A 22101-nucleotide genomic window follows, 5' to 3' on the forward strand; every position below is an offset into this window, starting at 1 on the left:
TCAGCCACCGGAGAAGGTCAGGGTCCGGCCACCGAGCCAGACCACGTCGGGCACGTCCACCAGCGCGCCGCCGCGCAGCAGGTCCGCGTGGCGGCGGCCCAGCGGCAGCCGCACCCGCACCGCCTCGTCGGTGAACCGCACCGTGGCCTCGAGGTCGGCGAACCTGGTCAGCGCGGTCGCCGGGTGGGGTGTCTCGGTTTCCCGCCACAGCGTCCAGGCGAGCACACCGAGGGACAGCGCCGCCGCCAGCCCGGTACCGCGCTCCAGCGCATCCCCCGGCCGGGCGAACAGGGCCCGCGTCAGCTCGTCGAGCCGTTCGGCGTGCCGGGGGAACTCCGCGACGACCCGCGACCCGGGCGCACCGGACACCCACAGCGGCGCGGGACGCGGCAGGCGGGTCAGCGGGTCGCCGCGCAGCGGGCGGACGTCGGTGACCAGCGGGACCCCCGCCTCCGCCAGCTCCCGCAGGCAGGACGTCGGCAGCGGGCTGTCGCAGACCACCACGGCGGGTCGCCCGCAGGCCTCCCAGTACGGCAGCAGGTCTACCGCCCGCGCGGTCCACGCGACCGGGAACAGGCCCTGCGCGTCGACCAGCAGCAGACCGCCGTCGACCCCCGCGACCAGCAGCGGGTCGACGGGATCGTGGCCGCGGCACACCGCCAGCGCCAGCACCCCGTCGAGCACCGGCAGCGCGGGGCCCACGCGCCGGGCGAAGTCGCCGAGATCGGGCACGGAGTCGAGGCAGGCGAACACCGCCGCGTCGGCCGAGCCGCCCAACACCCGGCGAGCCAGGGCCGCCGCGAACAGCGGCGTCTGGTGGAGCAGCCCGACGGAGGCCAGCGCCGGACCGACCGCGTCGAGGTAACCGGTCCGCGCCAGCGGACCCACCAGCAGGAACGGCAGCGCCGCGCACTCCCGAGTCGTTTCCCCGGCAGGCGACGCGCTCGTCTGGACAACGCGCTCGACGTCCGCCGACGAGACGTGCGGCGCGGATGCCACCCGCGGGAGAGACCGCACCAGCTCCCTGAGTTCGACGAGGGTCGCCACCGGCGACGATGGCTCCGGGATCCAGCCACGGCGAGCCACTTCGGCGGCCAACGCGCCGATCACCTCGCCACGTGGCCGCTCACCGGGACCGTCGAGGGAGGCGGCCAGGCACACCCGGAGCGTCTCGTCCGGCAGCAGCGCCAGCAACGCCGCGAGCTCCCCCCGCTCGGCGAGCTCACCGAAAAGCGTGACGGGGGAGAGCGCCGTGTCCGACACCGAGGCCCGCACCGCGACCTGGGTGTCCGAAGTGGACGACGAACCCGTCCACTCCTCCCGGGCCACCTCGCGGGGCTCCGGGACCACGCTCGCGCCGGGGTCGACGGCGAACTCGACGGACGGCACGCCACCGCTCCCGCGCGACCGCCCCCAGACGACGGACAACCGCACCGGCTCGCTGATCTCCACGTCCGGCCCCTCGCCGTCGAGATGGTCGGCGAACTGCCCGGCCAGCAGCTCCGGCAACGCGTCCACGACCAACCGCACGATGCCGCGCGGGTCCGGACCCCAGCTCCACCCACCGCGCCGGACCACGCGCACCACGCAGTTGCGCACGATGGTCTCGCCCGCGATGGGCGCGCTCACTTCTGCTTCACCGCCTCCAGGACGCCCGCCCAGCCCGCGACCAGCGCCAGCACGCCGCGGGACTGGCCGCTGGGCACCGTCGCCGCGAAGTCCGCGCTGGTCTTCCCCGCCGGGATGGTGCTGTGCTGGAGGATCGAGTCGCCGGAGACCAGCGCCACCACCGCGATGGCCTTGACCGGGTCGGCGACCGGCACCGTCACGACGAGGCGGTCGGCCGTGAACGCGACGGTCACCCCGGTCCGCAGCCGCGCCAGTGCCGGTTTCGGGTCCGCGTTCGGTACCTGCTCGACCGCGTAGACCAGCGGGTCGTCGAACACCTTGGGCTCGTCGTCGACGGTGTGGGAGTCCATGTCCTTGGCGTCCAGGGTCAGTTCCACGACCTCGGTGGGGGACAGGGACACCCGCAGGCCCAGCTCGGACCCCACGAGCGCCGCGACGTCGGCGGATGGGGTCGCGCCGACGGCGCCGACCGCGCCCACGACGTGCCCGGTGGCGCGCACGTATGCCACGTACAGGCTCATTGGGCACCGCCCGCCGCCGCGACCGTCGCCAGGACCAGGTAGTCGACCGCGCCGGACTCGTCGACGACCTCGCCGGGCGCCGCGATCGGGTCGTAGGAACGGATCCGGCACCGGACCCGCCGCTCACCGTCCACAGTGGCCTCAATCGGCGACCACAGTCCCGTCGGGCTCGGCGGTACCCGCGGTGTGAGGTACACGTGCAGCGCCACCCGGCCGTCGGCGACCTCCTGCGGCGCCACCCCGGCGGGCAGCGGCAGCAGCGTGCCGTCGGTGGCGGTGCCGGACGCGACGAGCACGCTGCCCGCCGAGATCCGCCCGGAGAAGCTCCCCGCGATGGTCAGGTTCCCGTTGGCCGCCACCGTCATCAGCGGGCTGATCGCGCCACTTCCCTGGTACAGCCCGTAAACCAGGCTCGGCGGGTCCTCCCCGGACAACACCAGCGCGGGTTGGCCCTCCTGGACCGCGGTGCGGGTGCGCAGCGAGAGCGTCCCCGACCGCGCGGCCACGGTGTCCGCCCGCACTCCCGCGTACCGCACGCTGACGCCGCGCGCGGTGCTCGCCACGGCCGTGAAGTGCCCGTCGGTCCACCGGACGTACCCCAGCAGCACCCACCACACGACCGGCGGCTCGGCGGGCGGGGCGCCGACCGGCGACGGCTGCTGCTCCTCGACCAGCCGCTCGTCCCCCAACCGCCCGAACCGGATCTGGAAGGACTCGGCCACCCTGGTCGGCGCGGACGCGGAGCCGCAGGACACCGCTCCGGTGCCGGTCTGGGGCCGGTCGACCGCGATGAGGAAGACCGGGTACGGCTCGGCCGTCGGCTGGTCGGCGCCGTTGACCTCGGTGAACTCGGCCTCCGACAGCACGACCGGCGCGGGTACCACGATCTCGCGCCCGGTCCCGTCCACCGCCAGCCCCGCCGCCGCGCTCACCTCGACGAACCGCGCGCCGGTGGCCGGGTCGGTCCGGCTCTCGGTGCGCAGCCCGAGCCCGTCGGCGATGCCCCAGTCGTGCAGGGCGCGGGCGTGGCGGGCGGCGGCGGCACGGGCGTGCTCGACGGTGGCCGCCAAGTCCGCCGCGGCGAGCACCTGCCCCTCGCTGAACGCGGGACGCAACGGCGCGGTCATCCGGACTCACCGCCCGACTGCGGTTTGCGGCTCGACGACCGGGGCGGTCGCCGCGTCCGGGGCTTGCCCTCACCGGACTCGCCCTCGGCGGCCGGTGCCCGCTCCAGTTCCGCCAGCCGGTCCTCGAGCCGCTCGGGCAGTTCCGTGCGCACCTGCGTGACCTGGTCGCGGGCGGTGTCCAGTTGGGCCCGCAGGGCGTCCACCGTCCTGGTCAGCTCGTTCACCTGCCAGCGCAGCGCGCCCATCTCGCGCAGGCTGTCGGTCACCTCGCTCGGCACCGAGTACACCTGCTCGTGCAACGTCTTCGGCAGGGTCTCACCCGCCTCGAGGGTCACCAGCCTGCTCCACATGTCCTCGACGTCACCGGTCCACTTCCACTGGTCGAGCAGGCCCACTACGTAGGCCGACCGGACCGGGCCGGTCGACGGCACGACCGGGGGCCGGTAGACCGGCGTCGGTTGGCAGCAGAGCCGTTCGGCGAGCCCGCGCAGCGGCGCCAGCTTGAACAGCCACTCGCCGTACGCGGAACCGCCGGGCAGCACCTGCTCGCGGGTCGCGGAGCACACCCGGACGACCTCGCAGCCGTCGAGCGTCAGGTGCGCGAGCAGCACGTCGGTGTCGGTGCAGTTGGTGCACGGCGGGTTCAGCGTCGCGCACATCGCGTCGATGATGAAGCGCCGCACCGCCGTGGTGAGCCGCGCCGCGGCCTCCGCCAACTGCCCCAGCTCGGTCAGGGTCAGCTGCCTGCCGCTGTCCGGTTCCGGGGTCGGCACCGGCTGCGGGACGGTGGTCGCGCGGACGTAGTCGCGCAACGCGCAGTCCGCGACACCGGGCGCCTTGTCGAGTCGGTTCAGCAGCCATTCCCGGATCCGCGCGAGGTCCGACCGGAACTCGGCGTTCAGCACGTTGTCGATCGGCGTGCCCAGGGCGACCAACCGCACCTCGATGAGCGCGTCGGCGTCCGGGTTCGCGATCCGCGCCTTGGCCTCGGCGGTGACCGCGGCGGCGGGGGAGCGGCGCAGCCGGTCCGGCCAGACCTGCTCGTGGTCGGTCTGGGCGAGCCGGTCGCACGCCGCCGCGATCGCCCGCCGGGCGTCGGCGATGTCGTCGAGGGTGGGCTTGTCCTTGTCGCCGTCGGCGTAGGTGTCGTGGCGGGCCACGGCACTGGCCAGCGCGCGCACCCGCTCGGTCGCCTCCCGCGCGACCGGTGGGGTGAAGGTCGTCTCCGCGTTGTCCCGCAACCAGGCCAGGCTCTGGGTGTAGCGGTCGCGGTCGTCGGCGGTGAACTCGACGGGCTGGGTCGACGCGGACCCGGTGATGTGCATCGGGTCCAGGTAGAACCCGAGCCGTCGGCAGAGCAGGCGGATCTCCTCGTACGCGCCGGGTGTGCCGACACTGGCCAGCAACCGGGTGACCGGGTTGTACCGGTGGTCGTCGGCCGTGTCGCACTTGACGACGAACCGGAACCCCTCCTGGATCCGCGACGGCACGCACCCCGGTGTCGGGCAGGGTTCCTCGGTGCTGAACGGGGCGACCGGCGCGATCGGGGTCTCCTCGTAGCGGATGTAGAGCCCGTAGTGGCGCTGGTCGTCGTCGCACGGGTCGCCGCAGTCGACGCCGGACGCGGTGATCCGAGCCTCGCGCACGAGCGCTTGGACGTCCACCTTCTCCTGGCAGGACACCACGATGTCGTTGCCGCAGCAGTCGAGCGCGTGACCGGGACGCACCACGACGGTCCCGCCGCCGCACGGGTCGCAGCCGACCTCCAGCCCGCACACGACACCCGGCCCCAGCACGGTCCGGTTGTGCAGGCGGTCTTTCCCGGCCACGTAGTCGACCAGCAGGCCGAGGTCGTCCTCCGTGAGCAGTTGGCCCGCGAAGAACCGCGGTCGGACGAACGCGGCCGGGTGAGCGGAGGTCCCGCCGCACCCGCACCCGCAGTCTGCCTGGGTCATCGGCGCTCCTCGGTGATGTAGAACCAGCTCTCGAAGGTGCCGCCGCCCGCGCCGGTGCCCGACGTCCACGGCCCGATGCCCGACGGCGGCAACAGGCAGCCCACGGGCTCCGGTTCGGGGTGGTCGCCTTCCGCACAGGTCACGTACGGCACCTTCCCGCCGACGTTGGTGCCGTCGACCGGTCGGCAGCAGCGGTCGAGGATGAACGCCGAGCGCACGGTGATCAGCACCCGGTCGCCGTCCTGCAGGGTTTCGCGGGTGGTCTGCCGGTAGCGGAAGTGCGTGGTGAACTCCCCGCCGCCGGTGGGTTCCTCGAACGCGCCGCCCATGTACCAGGTGTCGGCGTTGCGGCCCGCGCCGCCCTCGATCACCTGGATGTCGACCACGCCGGGGCGCAGGGTGTCCACCCGGACGTCGTCGGAGAACCGGACGACGAGCCCGCCGGTGTCCTTCTGCGTGCCGAGCAGCTCCTTGGCCTCGTCGACGGTGTAGGTGTGGCCGTGGACCCAGTTGATCCCGGTGATCACCGTCGGCACGAACGGGCCGAAGGGCCTGCGGATGTTCAGGTGGATCCGCTCGGCGGGCACCGGCTGGGCGAAGTCGACCTCATCGATGCGGGCCAGCCACAGCGTCTTGTGCTCGCACGACGAGCAGCAGCAGGTCTCGCACCGCCGGTCCTCGGGCGGCTCGTGCGTGGTCACCCTGACCCGGTAGCACTCCTCGGTGTAGCCGGACTCGCAGTCCGAGGTGTCCCCGCAGGCGCTGGTGAACACGGTCCTGGTCGGCTCGACCGGGCGCTCGGCGTACTCGACGCCGATCCACACCGTGGCCGGTTCGTCGGTGCGCTCGTCGGCGGGCAGCGCGGCCCACAGGTCGATGGCGCAGCCGCCGCGCACGACGACCTCGTTGCCGTCGCAGTCCACCCCGAGGCCCGGGGTGATCCGGACCAGGGCCGCGTGCCGGTTCGGGGGACCGCCCTCGTCGTCGTGGTCGTCGCAGTCCTCCGGCGCCACGGGCTCGACGAACAGCCCGCACACCACGCCGTAGCCGAGCAGGCAGCGCACCCGCAGCTTCAGCTTCTCCCGGAAGTACTCCTGCTCGCGCTGGAAGTCCCGCGCGGTGAGCAGTTGGCCGTGGAAGTACCGCAGCCTGCGGAACGGCGGGGCCTCGAACCCCCCGTGCTCGGCGGCCGGCGTCGCCGCCCGCGTCGTAACCTCGGTCATCTCTGTCTGTCCTCTCAAGACACCAGCGTGTGGACCCCGACGGCGGCGGCGACGCCGACCTCGACCCCGTGGCGCGCGCCCCGTGGGCCGGGCCGCAGCACCGCGTCGTGGTTGAGCCGCACCGGACGGGGACCGCCCAGCACGGCGGGCGGCAGCGGGACGAACGCGGTGTCCACCCCGACCACCGACTTGGCGCCGACCACGAACCCCGCCCCGCCGACCCGCACCGACCCGATCGCGTGCGCGGGCGCCTGCCGGTTCACCAGGCGCCGCACCGCGTCCTCGTCGACCGGGCCGGGCACCAGCACCCGGAACCGGTGGGCGTGTTCGGTGAGCGGGTCGGTGTCGGGGTCGCCGAACGCGCGCAGCGGCGCGGCGCCGAGGGCGGAGCCGCCGAGTCGGAACCGGCTCGTGGAGCGGCTGAACAGCCGGACCGACCCCAGGCCCCGCGCCGTCGCCGGTGCCGCCGCGGCGCGCACCTGCGCCCAGTGCCGCTCGTTCGCGAGTTCGTCGATCACCGGGCGGACGCCGAAGACGATGTCGACGGCCTCCGACAGCGCCGCCCTCGTCCCGCGCCCGCGGTAGAGGCGCGGGGCGGCGGCGATCAGTGCGCGACGGGTCGCCGCGTCCCAGCCCGCCTCGAAGGACAGGCCCAGCAGCCCAGCCAGCCACGGCAGCGCGTCATCGGGGACGCCGCCCGCGTCGAGCAGGGCGGGGTAGCGCTCGACCACGCGGTCGATCTCGGCGAGGGTGGCGTCGAACAGCGACAGGAACCGCTCGGTGAAGTCGTCGGCGACGGGGTCCTGGCGGAACGCGCCGGGCAGCAGGTCGGCGCTGGTCGAGCGCGGGAAGTCGAGCCGGACGCGGTGCAGGACCGGGGTGGCGGTGGTGTCGCCGGAGAGCCGGGCGCGGAGCGTGAGGTACCGGCCCGGTGGCTGGTCGACGAGGAAGTCGGTGCTCCCGGGCGGCGCCTGCTGCCAGTCGGAGTCGGCGAACCGGCCGTCCTCCGAGACCACGACCGCGATCGCCACCGCGGTACCGGCGGGCACGTCCGCCTCGACCCGGACGCGGTGCCAGCGGCACCGGGAGATGCCGCTGTCGACGAGGGTCGTGGTGAACTCGCCGTCGGCGACGTAGCGGCCGGGCGCGGGTGGCGGGACGGGCCGCGGCTCGCCTTCCCAGTCGTAGCAGGAGGTCACGTCGCCGTCGGGGGTCTTCTCGGTGAGGCAGAACCCGTTGTCGTCGGCGGCGACCAGCGTGCTCGGCGGCAGCGCCGCCGCCAGTTCGTCCAGTGTGGACTCTTCGAACCGGCGGCGACCGCGGTGGATCCGCAGCACGCCGTTGTTGTTGGTGAGCAGCCAGATCGTCCGGTCCGGGCCGACGCGCACGCCGATGATCTCACCGTCGACGCCGGTGCGGATCACTCCGCACGGGCTGCCGTCGGGACCGAATCGCCAGAGGTCACCGCTGCCCTCGCGGGTCACCAGCACCGACTCGTCCGGCCCCAGTGCCACGAGCCGCGCGCGGGCCGGCTCGCTCACCGCGACCAAGTGGTCGCCTTCGTTGCGCCACAACAGGACCCGGCCGGAGTCGACGACGGCGACCCGGTGTCCGCGCGCCGCCACGGCCACCGGCTCGCACAGCGGCCGGGGATCGCAGTACGCGGGCCAGACCGACGGCCAGCGGCCCTCGGCGCAGGTGTCCCGACGCAGCAACCGCTTTCCCGAGATCAGGTACCAGGCGCGCGGTTGGCATCCCGGCGCCAGGCGGGGGTCCGGGAACCACGGCAGCAGGTCGGCACGACTCGGGCCCTCGGGCGCGGGACCGGCGTTCGCCAGCCGCACCCCCGCCGGGTCGGCGAACCCGACGAGGTCGCGGACCCGGTCCTGGTCCTGGTCCCACCCGACGAGGTCGTCGAGCAGGCGGAACGTCCCCTCCACCGGTCCACAGGTCATGACGGCTCCACGGGGATCAGCAGCGGGCGCTCCGGCCAGACCAGGGCGGTCGGCGGGATCGCGTGATCGGCGCACCGGGGCAGTCGCAGCCCGTCGGCGATGATGGTGAGACCAGGTACGGCGAGGACACCGTCGACCGACAGCAGCACGCGCACCAGGGCGGAGTGCCGGACGGTCCCCCCGAAGGGCCACCCGGCGCCGTCCTCACCGCCGCGCAGGGGGTCGAGGTAGCCGACGACCGCCTCGCCCGCCCGCGCCAGCACGGCCGCCCGCTCCTGGTCGGGGTCGAGCACGACCTGGGACTCGACGGCGATCCGCTGGAACGCCGCCCCACCGGTCACCACGGTGATCCCGGCGGGGGCGACCTCGCGGGTCAGGTAGTCGGCGACCGCGCGCAAGGTCGCGGCGGTCGGCACCGGCGGCTCGCCGGAGTCGTCGAGCGGCGGCACGACCAGCACCCCGACCACACCCGGCACGGGTTTGCCCGGGTAGCCCGGGTGCAGGCCCGGCACGCCGTGCGCGCGGGCGATCGAGGCACCCGGCGCGCGCAGGGCCAGCGGGCCGTAGTCGGCGGGCGCGACGGCCCGTCCGCCGGAGCGCAGTTCGCCGGCACCGCGCCGCGCGGCGTCCGCGTCGGGCTCGGCGTCGGTGCCGCCGGTGGCGGGGAACGGGTTGTTGACCCGGGTGACGAACGGCAGCGCGGTGACCACGCTGTTGATCGCGCCCGCGGCCACGGCGCCCGCCGCGCCGCCGCCCACGCGGTACCGCCGCGCGCGCACGTTGCGGAAGCCCTGCGGCACGGGCGCGCCGTTGACCCCGTCGCCGAAAGTGACCTCCCCGGTCGCGTAGTCCACGACGAACACGCGGTCGTCCGGGCCGTAGGCGGCCAGGCTCGCGACCTCCTGCCAGGCGGTGGCCTGGCCCGCGGTGGTACCGAAGAGGTCCGCGCCCGGGTCGTCGTCGACCTCGATCACGACACTGCCCGCCAGGATCGGCACCTGCGACAGCCGCATGCGCCGCCCGCCGGTCGGCCGCTGGTCCTGGATCGGCTCCAGGGGCTCGTCGAAGACCGTGCGCGCGGCCGTGGCGGACACCAGGTTCAGGCGCAGCCCCGAGACCGCGGGTGGCGCCTCGGCGAAGGTGCCGTGCGCGACCCGCAGCCGCAGCCACCGCAGCACCGGGCCGGGTCGGGCGACCGGGGGACGGCCGGGATCCCAGGTGCGCGGCACGCGCAGCTCGATGGTCCCGCTCGTGCGGAGCCCGCCGGTCTGGTCCCGCACGACGTCCGCCGCCACGAACTGCCCGCCGTCGAGCACGTCCCAGCGCAGCGACGGCGCGGGCGAGCCTGGAAGCGGCGTGAGCCCACCGGACTCGGCCGGTGTGGGCGGGACGTCCGTGACCACGAAACCCAGGGTCAGCGAGGGGAAGGGGTTGGCCGTGCCCGCGAGACCGAGCCACAGGGCGCTGCCAGGCAGGGGATCGGGGCCGAACGGGGGGAACGGGCGGCTGGGCCCGTTCGGCCCGAGCGGCACCGGTTCCAGTGCGCCGCCCGCGCGCTGCGTGGCGATGGCCCCGAGGGTGGCGGGGGTCGCGAACAGGTCCTGGTCGGTCTCGTAGACGATCGGGCCGTCGGGTCCCGAGGCGGAGGTCTGGAAACCCGCGGGCACCAGCACGGACGCGCCGTCGGGCGGGGTGACGGTGAACTCCAGCAACGCCGCCGCCGCGGTCGCCGGGCGCCTGCGCACACCGGCGGTGGACAGGTGCTCCGCGAGGACCTTCTCCGGCAGCCGGTTCACCCGGGTCAGCACGGGCTCGGTCTCGGTGCCGAACAGCCGGACCAGGGCCACGCCCGCGTCCTGGCGGTCCGGGTTGGTCCAGTCCGGGGTGTAGCCGGGGATCCGGTCGCGCACCGCGGCGCGCACCGCCTCCTGGGTGGCGTCCACCAGCTCCGGCACCGCGACGGCGCCCGGTCCGTCGACGACGTGCCCTTCCTCGGCGGTGTCCCGCCCCCACCACACGTCGGTCACGACAACCCCTCCCCGGTCTCGACGGCGGGCACGACCCGGGTGCGGACCTCCCGCGCCACCGGGAGCTCGCCGGGGCGCAGCGGTGTGTCGAGGCAGGACTCGCCGGGCGCGTTCCCGTCCAGGCCGATCGCGACGGCCACGACCTCAGCGAGGTCGCCCAGGGCCCGCTGGGCCGCGCGCAGCAGCGCGGAGGGCCGCAGCGGTTCGCCGAAAGGCCAGCCGGTCTCGTCGACACCGCCGACCAGCGGGTCGAGGAACCGGCGCAGCGCGGCGCCGACCACGGCGGACACCCGGGGGCGGTCGGCGGGGTTGCCCGCCAAGTCGACCCGTATCCGGACGTCCCGGTAGGCCGGTGCGCGCACGAACACCTCGGCGGTGAGCAACCGCGCCTTGTCGAGCCGGTCGCAGACCTCGTGGAGCGTGCCGGGGTCGGGGACCGGCGCGTGGACGAAGTCCGGTGCGTCGAAGTCGGCGCGGGGGACCGCCGGGACGACGTGCACGGTCACCGCGCCCGGCACCCGCGCGCACGGGAACCCGGGGTGCTCCCCGAGCGCGGCGTAGGCCCGGCCGATGGACACACCGGGGGTGGTGACAGCCAGGGTGACGTGGTCCTCGGCGGTGACCGCGCGGCTCACCTCGCGCAGCGCGCCCGCCGCCCGGTCGCGGGCCTGCGCCGGGGTTTCCGGGTCGGTGCCGTCCGCGGCCCGAACGGGGTTGGCGCCGCGCACCGGGAGAGTGGAGGTCACGGGCAGCCAGTTGGTGGTGAGGCCACCATTGCCCTCACGACCGCCGCCGATGGTGTAGTCGACGCAGGCCTGCTCGCTGGGGTGTGGGATTCGGGCGGTGAGCCCGTCGCCGAACACGAGCGCGCCGTCGCCGCGGTCGACCAGGAAGACCCGGTCGCGGGACGAGCCGAACGTGAAGTCCACTGTGGACGACCACCGGTCGGTCGCCAGCCAGAGGGTGGCGTCGAGGAGACGTCCGGCGGCGTCGGGCAGCGTGAGCCGCTGGCCCGGCAGCCGCAGCCAGTCCGCGATCTGCGTCGACACCTTGTCCCCGGTGGCGGTGCGGTGCTCGACCTGGCGCGCGGCGGAGACGTTGACCGCCAGCCGCAGCAGCCGGGGCGGGGCCGCGTAGGTCGCGGCGCGCGTGGACACCAGCAGCCCTCGGTCCTGTGTGGACCAACCGTCCGGTGGGCGCAGGCGCACGACCCCGGACCGCCGCAACCCGGCGGTGCCGTCGCTCACCTCCGCGAATTCCCCGTGCTCGTCGCCGCCGGGGCGGAACCACGACCAGGTCAGCTCGGCGGGCACGTCGACGTCCGCGACCGCGAGGGGAGACCAGGACGGCGGCACCGGCGAGTCCAGCTCGAACAGCAGCGACACGGCGTCGGGCGCGGCGTGCGAACCCGCCAGGGGCAGGGTGAAGCGGACGGCGGCGGGCGATCCGTCGGTGGCCAGCAGCGGGACCCCGCGACCCGCGCGCAGGTCAGCGGTGCGGTCCCGGTCGGTCAACACGGTCACCTCGCCGTCGAGCGGGAACGCGGTGACGTCGTCGTCGAGGGTGAACCGGATCGCCGCCGCCGGGTCCCGCGCCAGGGCCGTGCCCGCCGGGACCCGCACCGGGACCGGTTCGGCGGAGGTCAACGCCAGCACGGTGGCTGCCGGGCGCGCGGGCTGCGGCAGCGGGAGGCCGAGCAGCCGCAGGATCGCCACGACGAGCTCGTCGGGCACCTGGTCCAGCCAGTACAGCCGCTGTTCGAGCAGGTAGGCGAACAGTTCGAGCAGGGTGATGCCGGGGTCGACCGGGGCGTGCAGCGTCCAGACGCCGTCCGACTCGGCCGGGACCCGGCGGCGGATGGCCGCCATCAGGTCGGCCCAGGTGAGGTCGTCCAGCTTCGGCGCGGGGATGGTCACGGCGTGCCCCCGGTCAGGCCGAGGTAGAACGGGAACACCAGGTTCGCCTTGGTGTTGGTGCGCCGGATCCGGTACGCGACCGCCACCGTCACCCGGGACTCGTCGGCCGGGTCGGTCTCCGCCCGCACGCCGTCCAGTTCGACGCGCGGCTCGAAGGTCCGCACGGCGTCCACAATGGACCGCTCCAGGTCGCGCAGGTGCTGCGCGCTGCCCGGGGCGAACACCGACTCCGGCGCCTTGGTACCCAGGTCCGGGCGCATCACGCGCTCACCGGTGCCGGTGAGCAGCAGCGCGCGCAGGCAGTGCTCGATGCTCTGCTCACCGACGGCATAGGACAACCGCCCGGCCTCGTCGGGCAGGATCGGGAACCGCCAGCCGGTGCCGAGGAAGGGCTCGCTCACGTGAGGCTCACCTTCGACGACAGGACGGCCCCCGGCAGCGGGATCACGGGCGGGCCGCTCGGGCCGGTGGGCGTCGGGTGGGTGTGCGTGTCGAACGCGGTCTTCAGCAGGTCGCCGAGCACCGCCTTCTGCGCCGAGCCCGCCAGTTCGACGGTCCCTGCGTCGACGGTCACCTTCGTGGCCTTGAGGGTGATGCTGCCGTCGTCGTTGATGGTCACCTGGCCGCCGCCCGCGCCGGTGACGACGATCTTCTTCGCGCCGTCGTCGAGCAGCACCTCGTGCCCGGCCCGGGTGCGGATGAGCTTCTGGTCGCGACCGCCGCGGTGCGCGGTCGGCGGCTTGTCCACGCCGTTGTAGAGGCCGCCGATGACGATCGGTATCCGCATGTCGCCCTGGTAGAAGGCGATCAGCACCTCGTCGTCGATCTCCGGCACGAAGACGGCGCCGTAGCCGCCGCCCGCGTAGAACTGGCAGACCCGCGCCCACTCGCTGACCGTCGCGCCGCGGTCGAACCACGGGTAGGCCACTTTGACCCGCGCCTCGTCGTCACCGTCGTTCGCCACGACGGTGGCCACCGTGACGCCGTAGTAGCGCTGGTCGGTGGACATGGCCCGCGGTATGTCCCTCATGCCTCGCCTCCCTGGTGGATCCGCCTGCCGGTGAAGGTGGTGAAGAAGCCGCTGGTGCCCAGGGTGTGCTCCACCCGCTTGACGAAGTAGGTGCCGGAGAACCGCCTGCCGAGGCCGAAGATCTCCAGGTTGTCGCCGGGGCTCAGCTCCGGCAGCCCCGCCACCCGGCCGGTCGCGGTGATGAACTCGTACGCGCGTTCCCGCAGCAGCGCGATCGCCAACTCCTGCGCTTCCTGCTGGCTGGTGACCGGCGAGTCGACCACGACCTCCTGGCGGCCACCCGCCGCGCTCGCCGCCGCCTGCGGCCCGCTGTCCCCGTCCGCCGAGTTCTGCCCGGCGGGCAGGTTGGCCGCGGTGGCGGTGTACTCGATCGGCTGCTTGGTCCGGGGGTCCCAGCCGCGCACGGTGAGTTGGCTGACCTGCTTGGACACCGTCAGGGTCGGGGTGAAGTCGAGCAGGTTCGGCACCAGGCCCTCGGGTAGCGTGGTGGGTCCGGTGGTCAGGCCCGGCTGGTAGGTGAGCCGGAACAGCCGGATCGCGCGGCCGTCGCGGCCGTCGGTGGGCTTGGTGAAGTACAGCGTCTCCTCGCCGGTGGCCGGGTCCGGCAGGATGTAGCAGTCGAAGTCCAGCCGCTTCGCGCGTTCCATCAGGAAGGTCGCGTCGTCCTGGTTCTTCTGCACCACGATGTCGTGGACGGGACCCTCGTGGGTGCTCTGGAAGCGCAGCTTGTTGCGCTGCGCGATCCGCTCGGCGATCTGCCAGTCCGCGAGCCCGGTGAAGGTCTTGTCCTCGTCCTTGGTGGGCTTGCGGTCCTTGAGCCGCAGCATGCCGTCCACGCCGCTGATCGACACCGTCGGCGAGGCGCCGTCGGGGAACTTGGGGGCCAGGGTGCTGATCGTGCCGGTCGCGACGGTCAGCAGCTTGTCGGCGTACCCCAACCGGACCGAGACCCGGGAGCCGAGCCGGAACGCGCGCGAGTCGCTGTGCTTGAACCGCAGGTTGACGTCGTCCCAGTTGTTCAGCTCCAGGTCGAACCCGGACATCTCGTCGAGGTCGCGGTGCACCTTGATGTCGAGGATGTCGTTCTTGGTCGTCGGGTCGGCCTCGACGCCCTCGATCAGCACCTCGAACTCGGGCGCGTACCGGTCCGGGTCGGCGATCTCCGGTCGGGTACCGGCGGGCACGGTCACCGCGGCCCCCTCACGGCAGCCGGGGCACGGTCAGCACCAGCCCCGGTCGCAGGTCGCGCGGATCGCTGATCCCGTTGGCACGGGCCAGTTCCCGCCACACGTCGGCCCGCCGGTAGACCGCGGCCGCGATACCGGGCCAGGTGTCGCCGCGGCGCACCACGTAGCTCTTCTCCACGGTGGGGGAAGAGCGCGGCGGGTCGTTGACCTGCTGCGCGGCCGGGCGGAACTCCTTGAGGGTGAGGTCCAGCTGCGCCCGCAGCGGGACGCCGTTCGGCTGGAACAGCACGTAGTTGACGTCCAGCTTCTCCACCACACCGGTGAACACGGCCTCGTCCCACACGAACCGCACGATCGGCGGCGCGTGCTCGCGGCTGTCCGGCCGCATCAGGGCGCGGATGGCGTCCACGTAGGTGGTCCGGACGTTGTCGAGCGTGTCGGAGGTGTCGACCAGCGCCTGCACCGACAGCGTCTCGCTGCCGCCGCGCACGTACTGCAGCGGCGGCGTCTCCAGACCGGGGATGGTGATCTCGGCGAAGGTGTTGCTCTTGCTCAGCTTGTAGTCGGTGGGGTTGAACCGCAGCGGGATCCGCCTGCTCCGCTCGTCGGCGATCACCGGCCGCAGGATCTCCAGCCGGGCCACCGCGCCCTGGCGGACCGCGGACTGCGGGGTCGGCGTCACCGCGAACCCCCGTCGCCGAGCCTGCGCTCGTCCACACCGTGCGCGGCCCGCGCGCACTCCTGCTCGTACAACCGCGCCCACGCCTGGATGTGCTTGTTGAACAGGCGGGTGAACACCGCGCCGTCGTCGCCGTCCACCTGGAACCGGACCTCGAGGTTGTGGATGATCAGGTTCTTCGCCACGCTGGTCTCCTACAGGACGTTCGTCAGGCCCTCGTGGGCGATTTCCAGGGACTCGACGGCCACCGCGTTCTGCTCGGCGTGCAGGTCCGGGCCGGTCCACTTGGCGGCGAGCCCGCCGTGGAAGGCCCAGGCCAGCGCGGGCACCCCCGCGCCGTCGAGCAGGATCACCGCACCGTCGCGGCGGGCGCCGAGCGAGTCGGCCAGCCCGCTCTGGTACCAGGACCACAGGAGCCGGTCGCGGACCACGCCGCGCTTGAGCACGATCCGGTTCCACGAGTGCCGCAGCGGCAGCTGGCGCACGGAGTCGTTGCGGCCGCCCTCGGCGTAGCTGACCACTTCCAGCGTCGCGCCCAGCCCGGTGACCTCCTGGAAGGCACCGGCCGCGACCAGCGGCAGCAGCACCGCCTGCGCGGGCGGCAGGTAGACGTCACCGGGGTCGAGCGTGACGAGGAACCGGTACTTCGGCAGCGGTTCCTGCAACGCCGCCAACCGGTTGAGCGGGTCGGTCACGACTCGATCACCTCCACACCGCGGTCCTGGCCGAGCACGAGGCGCAGCTGGATGAACTCCATCGGCGCCACCGGCGCGACCTCGACCTCGCAGACCAGCTGACCGGGGTCCTGCTCCGGCGGGTTGTTCGAGTCGTCGCACACCACCCGGAACGCCTGCTCGGGCCGCGCGCCCGCGAGCGCGCCGGTGCGGAAGGCCTCCAGCAGCACCGAGGTGATCGCGCGGACCAGGCCCAGCCGCAGCTCCGGCGAGTTGACCTCGAACACCAGCGGCGCCGCGGCCCGGCGGATCGCCCGGACCAGCAGGTGCAGCAGCCGCCGGTGGGCGACGTAGCGGCGGCGCGGGTCGCCGGAGAGCGTGCGCACGCCCCACACCACCAGGCCCCGGCCGCGCAGGCACCGCACCAGGTCGACGTTCGCCTCGAACAGCCGCACCTGCTGCGGCACCGGGTACTCGACGCCGAGGTCCACGGCGTCGAGCAGCACGGCGTTGGCGGGGGAGTGGTGCGCGCCCCGCTCCGCGTCGAGCCGGGCGATCAACCCGGCGACGTGCCCGGACGCCGCGACGGTCCGCAGGCCCGGGCCGGTGAGCTCCGGTACCCGCAGCCGCGGGTGGTAGACCGCCGCCGCGGCCAGCAGCGCCTCGTCGCCGAGGTCGGTCAGCGACCGCACCCAGCCCAGCACGTCGTCCACAGTGGACAAGCGGGACGGGACGTCGAGCAGGACCAGCCGGTCCAGCAGCGGCGCGCAGGTGGCGAGCGTGTCCGCCAGCAACCCGGTGTGGTCCGCACCGAGGATGTCCGCGCCGACGTCCGGCAAGGCCACCAGGGCGGGTTCGGTGAGGTCGGCCTGCGCGCTCACGGCGGCGGCGTAGTCCGCGCGCACCGGGTCGACGTCCGTGCCACCGGCGAGCACCAGGTCCCACGACGTCGAGATCCCCTCGACGTGGTCGAACGCGTCACCGACCTCCGGCGGCACCAACCGGATCAACCGGGACGCCGCCAACCGGGTCCCGAGGTCCGCGGGCGAGATGTTCGCGAACACCTCCGCGGCCTCGCCCGCCACCAGCACCCGCACGGTGATCGCGGGCGGCCCGGCGACGCTGCTGGCCTGGTAGGTGAGCACGACCCGGCCGCCGTTGGCCCAGGCACCGGGGCTGGTGGCCACGACCGCGAACCGAGCGTCGCCGACGCGCCACGGCACGCTCGCCGTGGCGCCGCGTCCCGCGACCCGCAGGACCCAGGCGGTGCGACCGCCGTTCTCGAAGAACCCGCGCAACGCGTACGGCGTGGCGGCCGAGCCGTCGGGGGGCCCGAACGCGCCGACGACCTCGTTCCAGTTCTCCACCCGCACCGGGGTCGCCACCGGCCCGCGCCGGGTGCGGCCGAGGAACGCGGCCACGTCGGTGCGCAGCGGCTCCGGTGCGGAGTCGCCGCGCACCGCGGTCAGGGTGACGCCGGGCAGGTGGGAATCAGGCAGCGCCGCGCTGGTCATCTCCGCCGCCTCACGCGTCGATCAGGAGGCTCTCGACCGCCAGCACGAGCGTCTCCATGGCGATCTCGTTCTTGGTGGCGTTGAACGACGGGCCGGTGTACTTGGTCGGCCACGCGCGGTCGAAGTTCCAGCGCATGACCTCCTGGCGGTTCTCGTCGAGCAGCACGATCGACCCGGAGGTGCGCCGCACCCGGCCGTCGAGGGCCTCCTTCACCCAGTTCCAGAACCCGACGTGGCCGGTCACCCCCCGCTTGAAGGTCAACGCGCTCGGGAACTTCTTCAGCCCGACCAGCTTGCGCACGGTGATGTCCTCGCTGCCGTTGCGGTACTCGATCACCGGCAGCTCCACGTCCAGCCCGCTCGCCTCGGCGAAGGACCCGCTCACCGCGACGCCGTCGTCGCTGACGTTGGTCACGATGACCAGGAAGTTGTACGCGGCGTACGGGTCTGTCCGCGTCACAGGTGGCATTTCGGTCGCCTCTCAATCACTTCTCGGCTAGACGAGCTGGGGTTCGCGGGTCTTCTGCTGGATCCGGAAGATCACGAACTCGGCCGGGAACACCGGCGCGACACCGATCACGCAGATCAGCCGCCCGTTCGCGATGTCGTCGTCGGTCATGGTCGACCGGTCGCAGTGCACGAAGAACGCCTCGTCCGCGGTGGCGCCCGCGAGCGCGCCGCTCCGCCAGACCGTGGTGAGGAAGTTGGACACCGTCTGGCGCACCAGCGCCCACAGCTTCGGGTCGTTCGGCTCGAACACCACCCACTGGGTGCCCTCGTCGATCGACTCCTCCAGGAACAGGAACAGCCGCCGGACGTTGACGTAGCGCCACTGCGTGTCCGACGACAGCGTGCGCGCGCCCCACACCCGCTGCCCGAGGCCGGGGAAGAACCGCAGCGCGTTGATCCCCTTCGGGTTGAGCAGGTCCTGGTGGCGCTTGGTGATGTCCGCGGCGAGGCCGTCGGTCAGCCGGATGCCGCGGATGACCGCGTTCGCGGGCGCCTTGTGCACGCCGCGCTCGGTGTCGGTGCGCGCGTAGATGCCCGCGATGTGCCCGGACGGCGGAGCCTCGACGAACCGGTTGGTGGCCGGGTCGTTCACCACCAGCCACGGGTAGTACAGGGCGGCGTAGCGGGTGTCGAAGGGCTCCCGGAACGCCTGGATGCCCTCGATGTCCAGGCCGTCGCGCGGGTCCAGGATCGCGAACCGGTCCTTGAGCTGCTCGCAGTGGGTGATCAGCGCCGACTCGACGGTGCCCGACCACACACCGGGCACCGCGCACAGCGAGATCTCGTCGATGTCCTCCAGCGCCACGATGCCGGTGCGGTGACCGCTGCCGCCGTCGGTGCCGACGAAGTCCCCGACGGTGAGGCCCGCCGCCCCGTCCGTACCGCCTTCGGTCAGCGTCAGCCAGGAGCCGGTCGCGGGCACCGGGAACCGCGCGGGGTCCAGCGACAGACCCGCCTGGGTGGCGGCCAGCACCAGCCGCGACCGGCTCGACAGGGTGCCGACCAGCGTGCCCGGGCCGTCGCCGCCGAGCCGCAGGCCGCGGAAGGTCTCGGTGACGGAGCCGCCGCCGGGGTCGTCGAACCTGGTGTCGACCGTCGACTCGACGAGCAGCAGCCGGGCGGTCTCGAACACCAGCGCCGGGGTGTCGTTGTCGAAGGTGACGACGTCGTCGGTGCCGACGGACAGGACGTTGAGGGTGGTCAGCCGGTCACCGGTGTCGAGCTGGGTGACGGCGTTCTCGTAGAGCCTGCTCGACCCGCTGATCCGCAGCGTCGGCCCCGCCCCGGCGGTGGCCCGGCGCACCCGGCGCACGGTCAGCCCGGTCCGCCACGGCGCGTGCGGCGCGGTGCCGGTGAAGGTCAGCACCACCCGGCCCGCGGCGGGCTGGGCCACGGTGACCTTGAACCGCCGCTCGTTGATCAGCACCCAGACGTCGGCGGGCAGGTCGTCGGGGTCCAGGCCGGGAACCGCGTTCACCGTGATCGACGTGCTGTCGGCGGGCGCGTCCTCGGCCAGCGCGGTGATGAGCAGCGCGCCCTCCGCCGGGTCGGGCAGCACCGGCAGCGCGGCGCTCACCGAGGGCTGCACGCGCACCCGGACCGCCGACCCCCACGACCCGGGGCTGTTCGCGGAGAACCGCAGGCTCGGCGTGGCGGCGCGGGTGCCGACCTGCACGTAGTCCCCGCGCGCCGCCTTGACCTCGGCGACCAGCGGGGCGTCGAGCACGATCCGGCGCGTGGTGGCGTTGTAGGCGGTGATCGTCGCGGTGTCGATCTCCACGTTGTCCCCGCCGCGCACGACGCTGATCGCGTCGGCGCCGGTGAACCCGATGAGGTGGCCCAGTTCGAGCGTGGTGGCGCCCGCCGCCGCGTCCCGGGCGATCGGGCTGACCAGCCCCTGCCCCAGCGTGCCCGCCGCGGGCACGGCGGTGGTGCTGACCACCCGCTTGACGTAGAGGCGCTGACCGCCGTTGTCGAAGAAGCCCTTGACCGCCAGCGGGAACAGCCACCAGCGGCCGCCCTCGGTCGGGTTGTTCGCCCAGGCGTCGCGCACGGCGGGCTCCGGCTCGGGCAGGAAGCCGCCGAACGTCGTCTGGAACTCCAGGAAGTTGGTCACCAGCTTGGGTTTGCCGGACGTGGGGCCGCGCTGGGTGACCCCGACCATGCCCGCCGTGCTGGTGCTCACCCCCGCGATCGGCCGCGGCCCCGCGTCGACCTCCTCGACGTAGACACCGGGGCTCAGGTACTCGGGCATGGTTCGGCTCCTCACTTTCCTACTGCTGGTCCACGATCTCGATGAGGTGCCGCCGGTCGCGCTCGTCGGGCAGCCGCACGGACAGCGACCCGGCGCGGCCCGGCCGCTCGGTCGCGCGCAGGACGAACACCTCGGCGCCGCCGGGCACCCGTTCGCCCTCCCACCGCAACGACAGCCGGAACGCGCCGCCGGAGTCGGTCAACGTGCGCTCCAGCCACGGCACCGCGTCCAACCCGGCCGTGCCCGACGCCTCGACGAGCGCGTTGGCCACCGGCGACCCCGACGCGCCGTCCACGACCACGCCCCGCACCACCCGCACACCCGGCGGGTAGTCGAACGCGGTGCTCGGCAGCAGCCGCACCAACCTCGGCTCGGCCGCGGCGGCGGGCGGGTGGGTGTCGTCGTAGGGCGGTGCCACGAACTCGACCCCGACCAGGTCGGCGGTGAACGGTCGACCGTCGGCCGGGTACAGCGGCTGGAACCCGGTCGCGGCGAACCGCGCCCGGTAGCGCCGGGGCGGCGCGCCCCGGCCGCCGCGCCTGCCCAGGTCCGGGAAGGCGATGGCCGCGCTCGGCGTGCGCACCGGCGCCACGTCCTCCGCCGGCAGCCACGCGTTCGCCGCCGGGTCCCAGCGGTCCAGCGCGACGGCCACCCCGACCGAGCGCGCGCGCCGGGCGAAGTCGTCGAACGGGAGGAACCAGGCCGGGCTGGTCAGCACCGACGTCTCGACGGGGGAGAACCGGCTCATGGCGTGGTCCCCCCGCTGATCGTGCGGCTGCGCACGAGCCGCAGCTCCGACACGTCGAGGGAGTCCAGGTTGACCACCCGGACCTCGTAGTTCAACGACAGCCGGTACGGCTTCTGGATCGCGTACCAGATCCAGGACTTCTGGTCGAGCGTCAGCGGGGTCAGCGTGAAGTGCAGCGCCTCCGTGCTGCCCGCCAGGCTGCCGGACAGCTCCGCGCCCGAGAGGATCGCCTCGTCGTAGAACACCTGCAGCGCGCGGCCGATCATCCGGTGCTGGGTCAGCTGGTCACCGCCCCACGGGGTGATGAGGTAGCGCAGCAGCAACGCCATCGGCGGCTTGCGGCTGGTCGGGGCGTCCGGCGGCAGCGCGCGGACCGGCGGCCGGTTGCGCGAGGTCGGGTCCTCGGCGACCTCGTAGAGGAACACGGTGAGCTTGGGCTTGTCGATCTGCACCGGCTCGGAGAGGTCGTTGAGCTCCGCGGTCGGCGGATCCGGGCTCAGCCCGACCAGGGCGCGGTTCAACGTGTCCACCACGATCGTCGACACGTCGGCGACGACACCGAAATCCCCCATGCGCACCTCCCCTGCGACCGCCGCCAATGCGGCGGTCGCGACGCGCCGACCAGCATTCCAGCAGGCCGTGGCAAATCCGTGGCTCACTTGTCGCGCGAGCGTCACCGGCGCGTTGTCGAAGAATTCGGACACGACGGCGATGCGTGTCGGTAACGCGCCGGTGACGCCGAATAGTCCATTATCCGCGCATGGACACCGTCGGTGATCGGGCGGCAACGCTGATACTGCGAGCCTGGGTCGAACCGACGGCCGCGCCGGGCCTGCGCGTGCGGATCATCCCACTGACCGATGCGGGGCCAGACAATCCCTTGGTGGTGAGCACCGTCGACGAGGCGTGCGCCGCGGTGCGCGGGTGGCTCGACGGCCTCACCCGGACCGTCGGTTGAGGACTGTCGGGTCCGACTTCTCCTGGGGGCCTTTGTACCTCTCGACACTCAAACCACGGCCTGGCTACTATGCTAGTCCTCGGGGGTAGGAGGCCATTTCCTTCGCGGCAGGGAAAAGGTGGATCCATAGAGGCAGGGGGGCCGCATGGGTGCGCAAACAGGTTCGATGACATTGTGCCTACTGAATAGCTTCA

At 73.6% G+C, this 22101-nt stretch carries 20 protein-coding genes; 1 reads left to right on the forward strand and 19 read right to left on the reverse strand.

The window, feature by feature from the left end; genetic code table 11:
• Genes CLV40_RS16955 through CLV40_RS17045 form a run of 19 tightly spaced genes read right to left on the reverse strand, consistent with a single transcriptional unit; the run spans position 1 to position 21521 of the window.
• Complete coding sequence (locus tag CLV40_RS16955) at positions 1–1629, reverse strand: hypothetical protein (protein WP_104479891.1); 1629 nt, start codon at positions 1627–1629, stop codon at positions 1–3.
• Complete coding sequence (locus CLV40_RS16960) at positions 1626–2150, reverse strand: hypothetical protein (RefSeq protein WP_104479892.1); 525 nt, start codon at positions 2148–2150, stop codon at positions 1626–1628. Before CLV40_RS16960 ends, CLV40_RS16955 begins: the two co-directional genes overlap by 4 nt.
• A complete protein-coding gene (locus tag CLV40_RS16965) occupies positions 2147–3277 on the reverse strand; it encodes a hypothetical protein (RefSeq protein WP_104479893.1) in 1131 nt (376 codons plus the stop codon). Before CLV40_RS16965 ends, CLV40_RS16960 begins: the two co-directional genes overlap by 4 nt.
• A complete protein-coding gene (locus CLV40_RS16970) occupies positions 3274–5232 on the reverse strand; it encodes a hypothetical protein (protein ID WP_104479894.1) in 1959 nt (652 codons plus the stop codon). Before CLV40_RS16970 ends, CLV40_RS16965 begins: the two co-directional genes overlap by 4 nt.
• On the reverse strand, positions 5229–6455 hold the full coding sequence (locus CLV40_RS16975; RefSeq protein WP_104479895.1) for a hypothetical protein: 1227 nt from the start codon (positions 6453–6455) through the stop codon (positions 5229–5231). Before CLV40_RS16975 ends, CLV40_RS16970 begins: the two co-directional genes overlap by 4 nt.
• A gap of 14 nt (positions 6456–6469) precedes the next feature.
• On the reverse strand, positions 6470–8410 hold the full coding sequence (locus CLV40_RS16980) for a phage tail protein (RefSeq protein WP_104479896.1): 1941 nt from the start codon (positions 8408–8410) through the stop codon (positions 6470–6472).
• Positions 8407–10437 carry a putative baseplate assembly protein gene (locus CLV40_RS16985; protein ID WP_104479897.1) on the reverse strand — a complete coding sequence of 677 codons (2031 nt, stop codon included), beginning with the start codon at positions 10435–10437 and terminating at the stop codon, positions 8407–8409. The genes CLV40_RS16980 and CLV40_RS16985 overlap by 4 nt, the downstream gene beginning before the upstream one ends.
• Positions 10434–12353, reverse strand: coding sequence for a putative baseplate assembly protein (locus CLV40_RS16990; protein WP_104479898.1), 1920 nt, complete (start codon positions 12351–12353; stop codon positions 10434–10436). Before CLV40_RS16990 ends, CLV40_RS16985 begins: the two co-directional genes overlap by 4 nt.
• Entirely contained in the window at positions 12350–12754 is a 405-nt protein-coding gene (locus CLV40_RS16995; protein WP_104479899.1) for a GPW/gp25 family protein, read from the reverse strand. The genes CLV40_RS16990 and CLV40_RS16995 overlap by 4 nt, the downstream gene beginning before the upstream one ends.
• The gene (locus CLV40_RS17000; protein ID WP_104479900.1) at positions 12751–13383 is read right to left on the reverse strand and encodes a phage baseplate assembly protein V; all 633 of its coding nucleotides are present in this window, start codon (positions 13381–13383) and stop codon (positions 12751–12753) included. Before CLV40_RS17000 ends, CLV40_RS16995 begins: the two co-directional genes overlap by 4 nt.
• Complete coding sequence (locus CLV40_RS17005) at positions 13380–14573, reverse strand: phage late control D family protein (RefSeq protein ID WP_181043555.1); 1194 nt, start codon at positions 14571–14573, stop codon at positions 13380–13382. The genes CLV40_RS17000 and CLV40_RS17005 overlap by 4 nt, the downstream gene beginning before the upstream one ends.
• 10 nt (positions 14574–14583) lie before the next feature.
• A complete protein-coding gene (locus tag CLV40_RS17010; RefSeq protein ID WP_104479901.1) occupies positions 14584–15252 on the reverse strand; it encodes a CIS tube protein in 669 nt (222 codons plus the stop codon).
• A complete protein-coding gene (locus CLV40_RS17015) occupies positions 15249–15434 on the reverse strand; it encodes a putative phage tail protein (protein WP_104479902.1) in 186 nt (61 codons plus the stop codon). Before CLV40_RS17015 ends, CLV40_RS17010 begins: the two co-directional genes overlap by 4 nt.
• A gap of 9 nt (positions 15435–15443) precedes the next feature.
• Complete coding sequence (locus CLV40_RS17020; RefSeq protein ID WP_181043556.1) at positions 15444–15944, reverse strand: phage tail protein; 501 nt, start codon at positions 15942–15944, stop codon at positions 15444–15446.
• Entirely contained in the window at positions 15941–17437 is a 1497-nt protein-coding gene (locus CLV40_RS17025) for a phage tail sheath subtilisin-like domain-containing protein (protein WP_104479903.1), read from the reverse strand. Before CLV40_RS17025 ends, CLV40_RS17020 begins: the two co-directional genes overlap by 4 nt.
• Before the next feature lie 10 nt (positions 17438–17447).
• Positions 17448–17906, reverse strand: coding sequence for a phage tail protein (locus CLV40_RS17030; RefSeq protein ID WP_104479904.1), 459 nt, complete (start codon positions 17904–17906; stop codon positions 17448–17450).
• Positions 17907–17933: 27 nt separating this feature from the next.
• Positions 17934–20201 (reverse strand): phage tail sheath C-terminal domain-containing protein, encoded by a 2268-nt coding sequence (locus CLV40_RS17035; RefSeq protein WP_104479905.1) that lies wholly within the window; start codon positions 20199–20201, stop codon positions 17934–17936.
• A 19-nt stretch (positions 20202–20220) separates the two neighbouring features.
• Positions 20221–20949: a hypothetical protein gene (locus CLV40_RS17040; protein WP_104479906.1), complete on the reverse strand. Its 729-nt coding sequence runs from the start codon at positions 20947–20949 to the stop codon at positions 20221–20223.
• Complete coding sequence (locus CLV40_RS17045) at positions 20946–21521, reverse strand: Pvc16 family protein (protein ID WP_104479907.1); 576 nt, start codon at positions 21519–21521, stop codon at positions 20946–20948. The genes CLV40_RS17040 and CLV40_RS17045 overlap by 4 nt, the downstream gene beginning before the upstream one ends.
• 188 nt (positions 21522–21709) lie before the next feature.
• Here CLV40_RS17045 and CLV40_RS17050 point away from each other — a divergent pair, with 188 nt between their 5' ends.
• Positions 21710–21907 carry a hypothetical protein gene (locus CLV40_RS17050; RefSeq protein ID WP_104479908.1) on the forward strand — a complete coding sequence of 66 codons (198 nt, stop codon included), beginning with the start codon at positions 21710–21712 and terminating at the stop codon, positions 21905–21907.
• Positions 21908–22101 lie beyond the last annotated feature (194 nt).

It is taken from the genome of Actinokineospora auranticolor (assembly GCF_002934265.1).
Taxonomy (GTDB): Bacteria; Actinomycetota; Actinomycetes; order Mycobacteriales; family Pseudonocardiaceae; genus Actinokineospora; species Actinokineospora auranticolor.

Excerpts from the sequence above, each read along its gene's own strand:
- CLV40_RS16960 (WP_104479892.1), bottom strand. The coding sequence starts at position 2,150 with ATGAGCCTGTACGTGGCATACGTGCGCGCCACCGGGCACGTCGTGGGC.
- CLV40_RS16965 (WP_104479893.1), bottom strand. The coding sequence starts at position 3,277 with ATGACCGCGCCGTTGCGTCCCGCGTTCAGCGAGGGGCAGGTGCTCGCC.
- CLV40_RS16970 (WP_104479894.1), bottom strand. The coding sequence starts at position 5,232 with ATGACCCAGGCAGACTGCGGGTGCGGGTGCGGCGGGACCTCCGCTCAC.
- CLV40_RS16975 (WP_104479895.1), bottom strand. The coding sequence starts at position 6,455 with ATGACCGAGGTTACGACGCGGGCGGCGACGCCGGCCGCCGAGCACGGG.
- CLV40_RS16980 (WP_104479896.1), bottom strand. The coding sequence starts at position 8,410 with ATGACCTGTGGACCGGTGGAGGGGACGTTCCGCCTGCTCGACGACCTC.
- CLV40_RS17000 (WP_104479900.1), bottom strand. The coding sequence starts at position 13,383 with ATGAGGGACATACCGCGGGCCATGTCCACCGACCAGCGCTACTACGGC.
- CLV40_RS17025 (WP_104479903.1), bottom strand. The coding sequence starts at position 17,437 with ATGACCAGCGCGGCGCTGCCTGATTCCCACCTGCCCGGCGTCACCCTG.
- CLV40_RS17030 (WP_104479904.1), bottom strand. The coding sequence starts at position 17,906 with ATGCCACCTGTGACGCGGACAGACCCGTACGCCGCGTACAACTTCCTG.
- CLV40_RS17035 (WP_104479905.1), bottom strand. The coding sequence starts at position 20,201 with ATGCCCGAGTACCTGAGCCCCGGTGTCTACGTCGAGGAGGTCGACGCG.
- CLV40_RS17040 (WP_104479906.1), bottom strand. The coding sequence starts at position 20,949 with ATGAGCCGGTTCTCCCCCGTCGAGACGTCGGTGCTGACCAGCCCGGCC.
- CLV40_RS17045 (WP_104479907.1), bottom strand. The coding sequence starts at position 21,521 with ATGGGGGATTTCGGTGTCGTCGCCGACGTGTCGACGATCGTGGTGGAC.
- CLV40_RS17050 (WP_104479908.1), top strand. The coding sequence starts at position 21,710 with ATGGACACCGTCGGTGATCGGGCGGCAACGCTGATACTGCGAGCCTGG.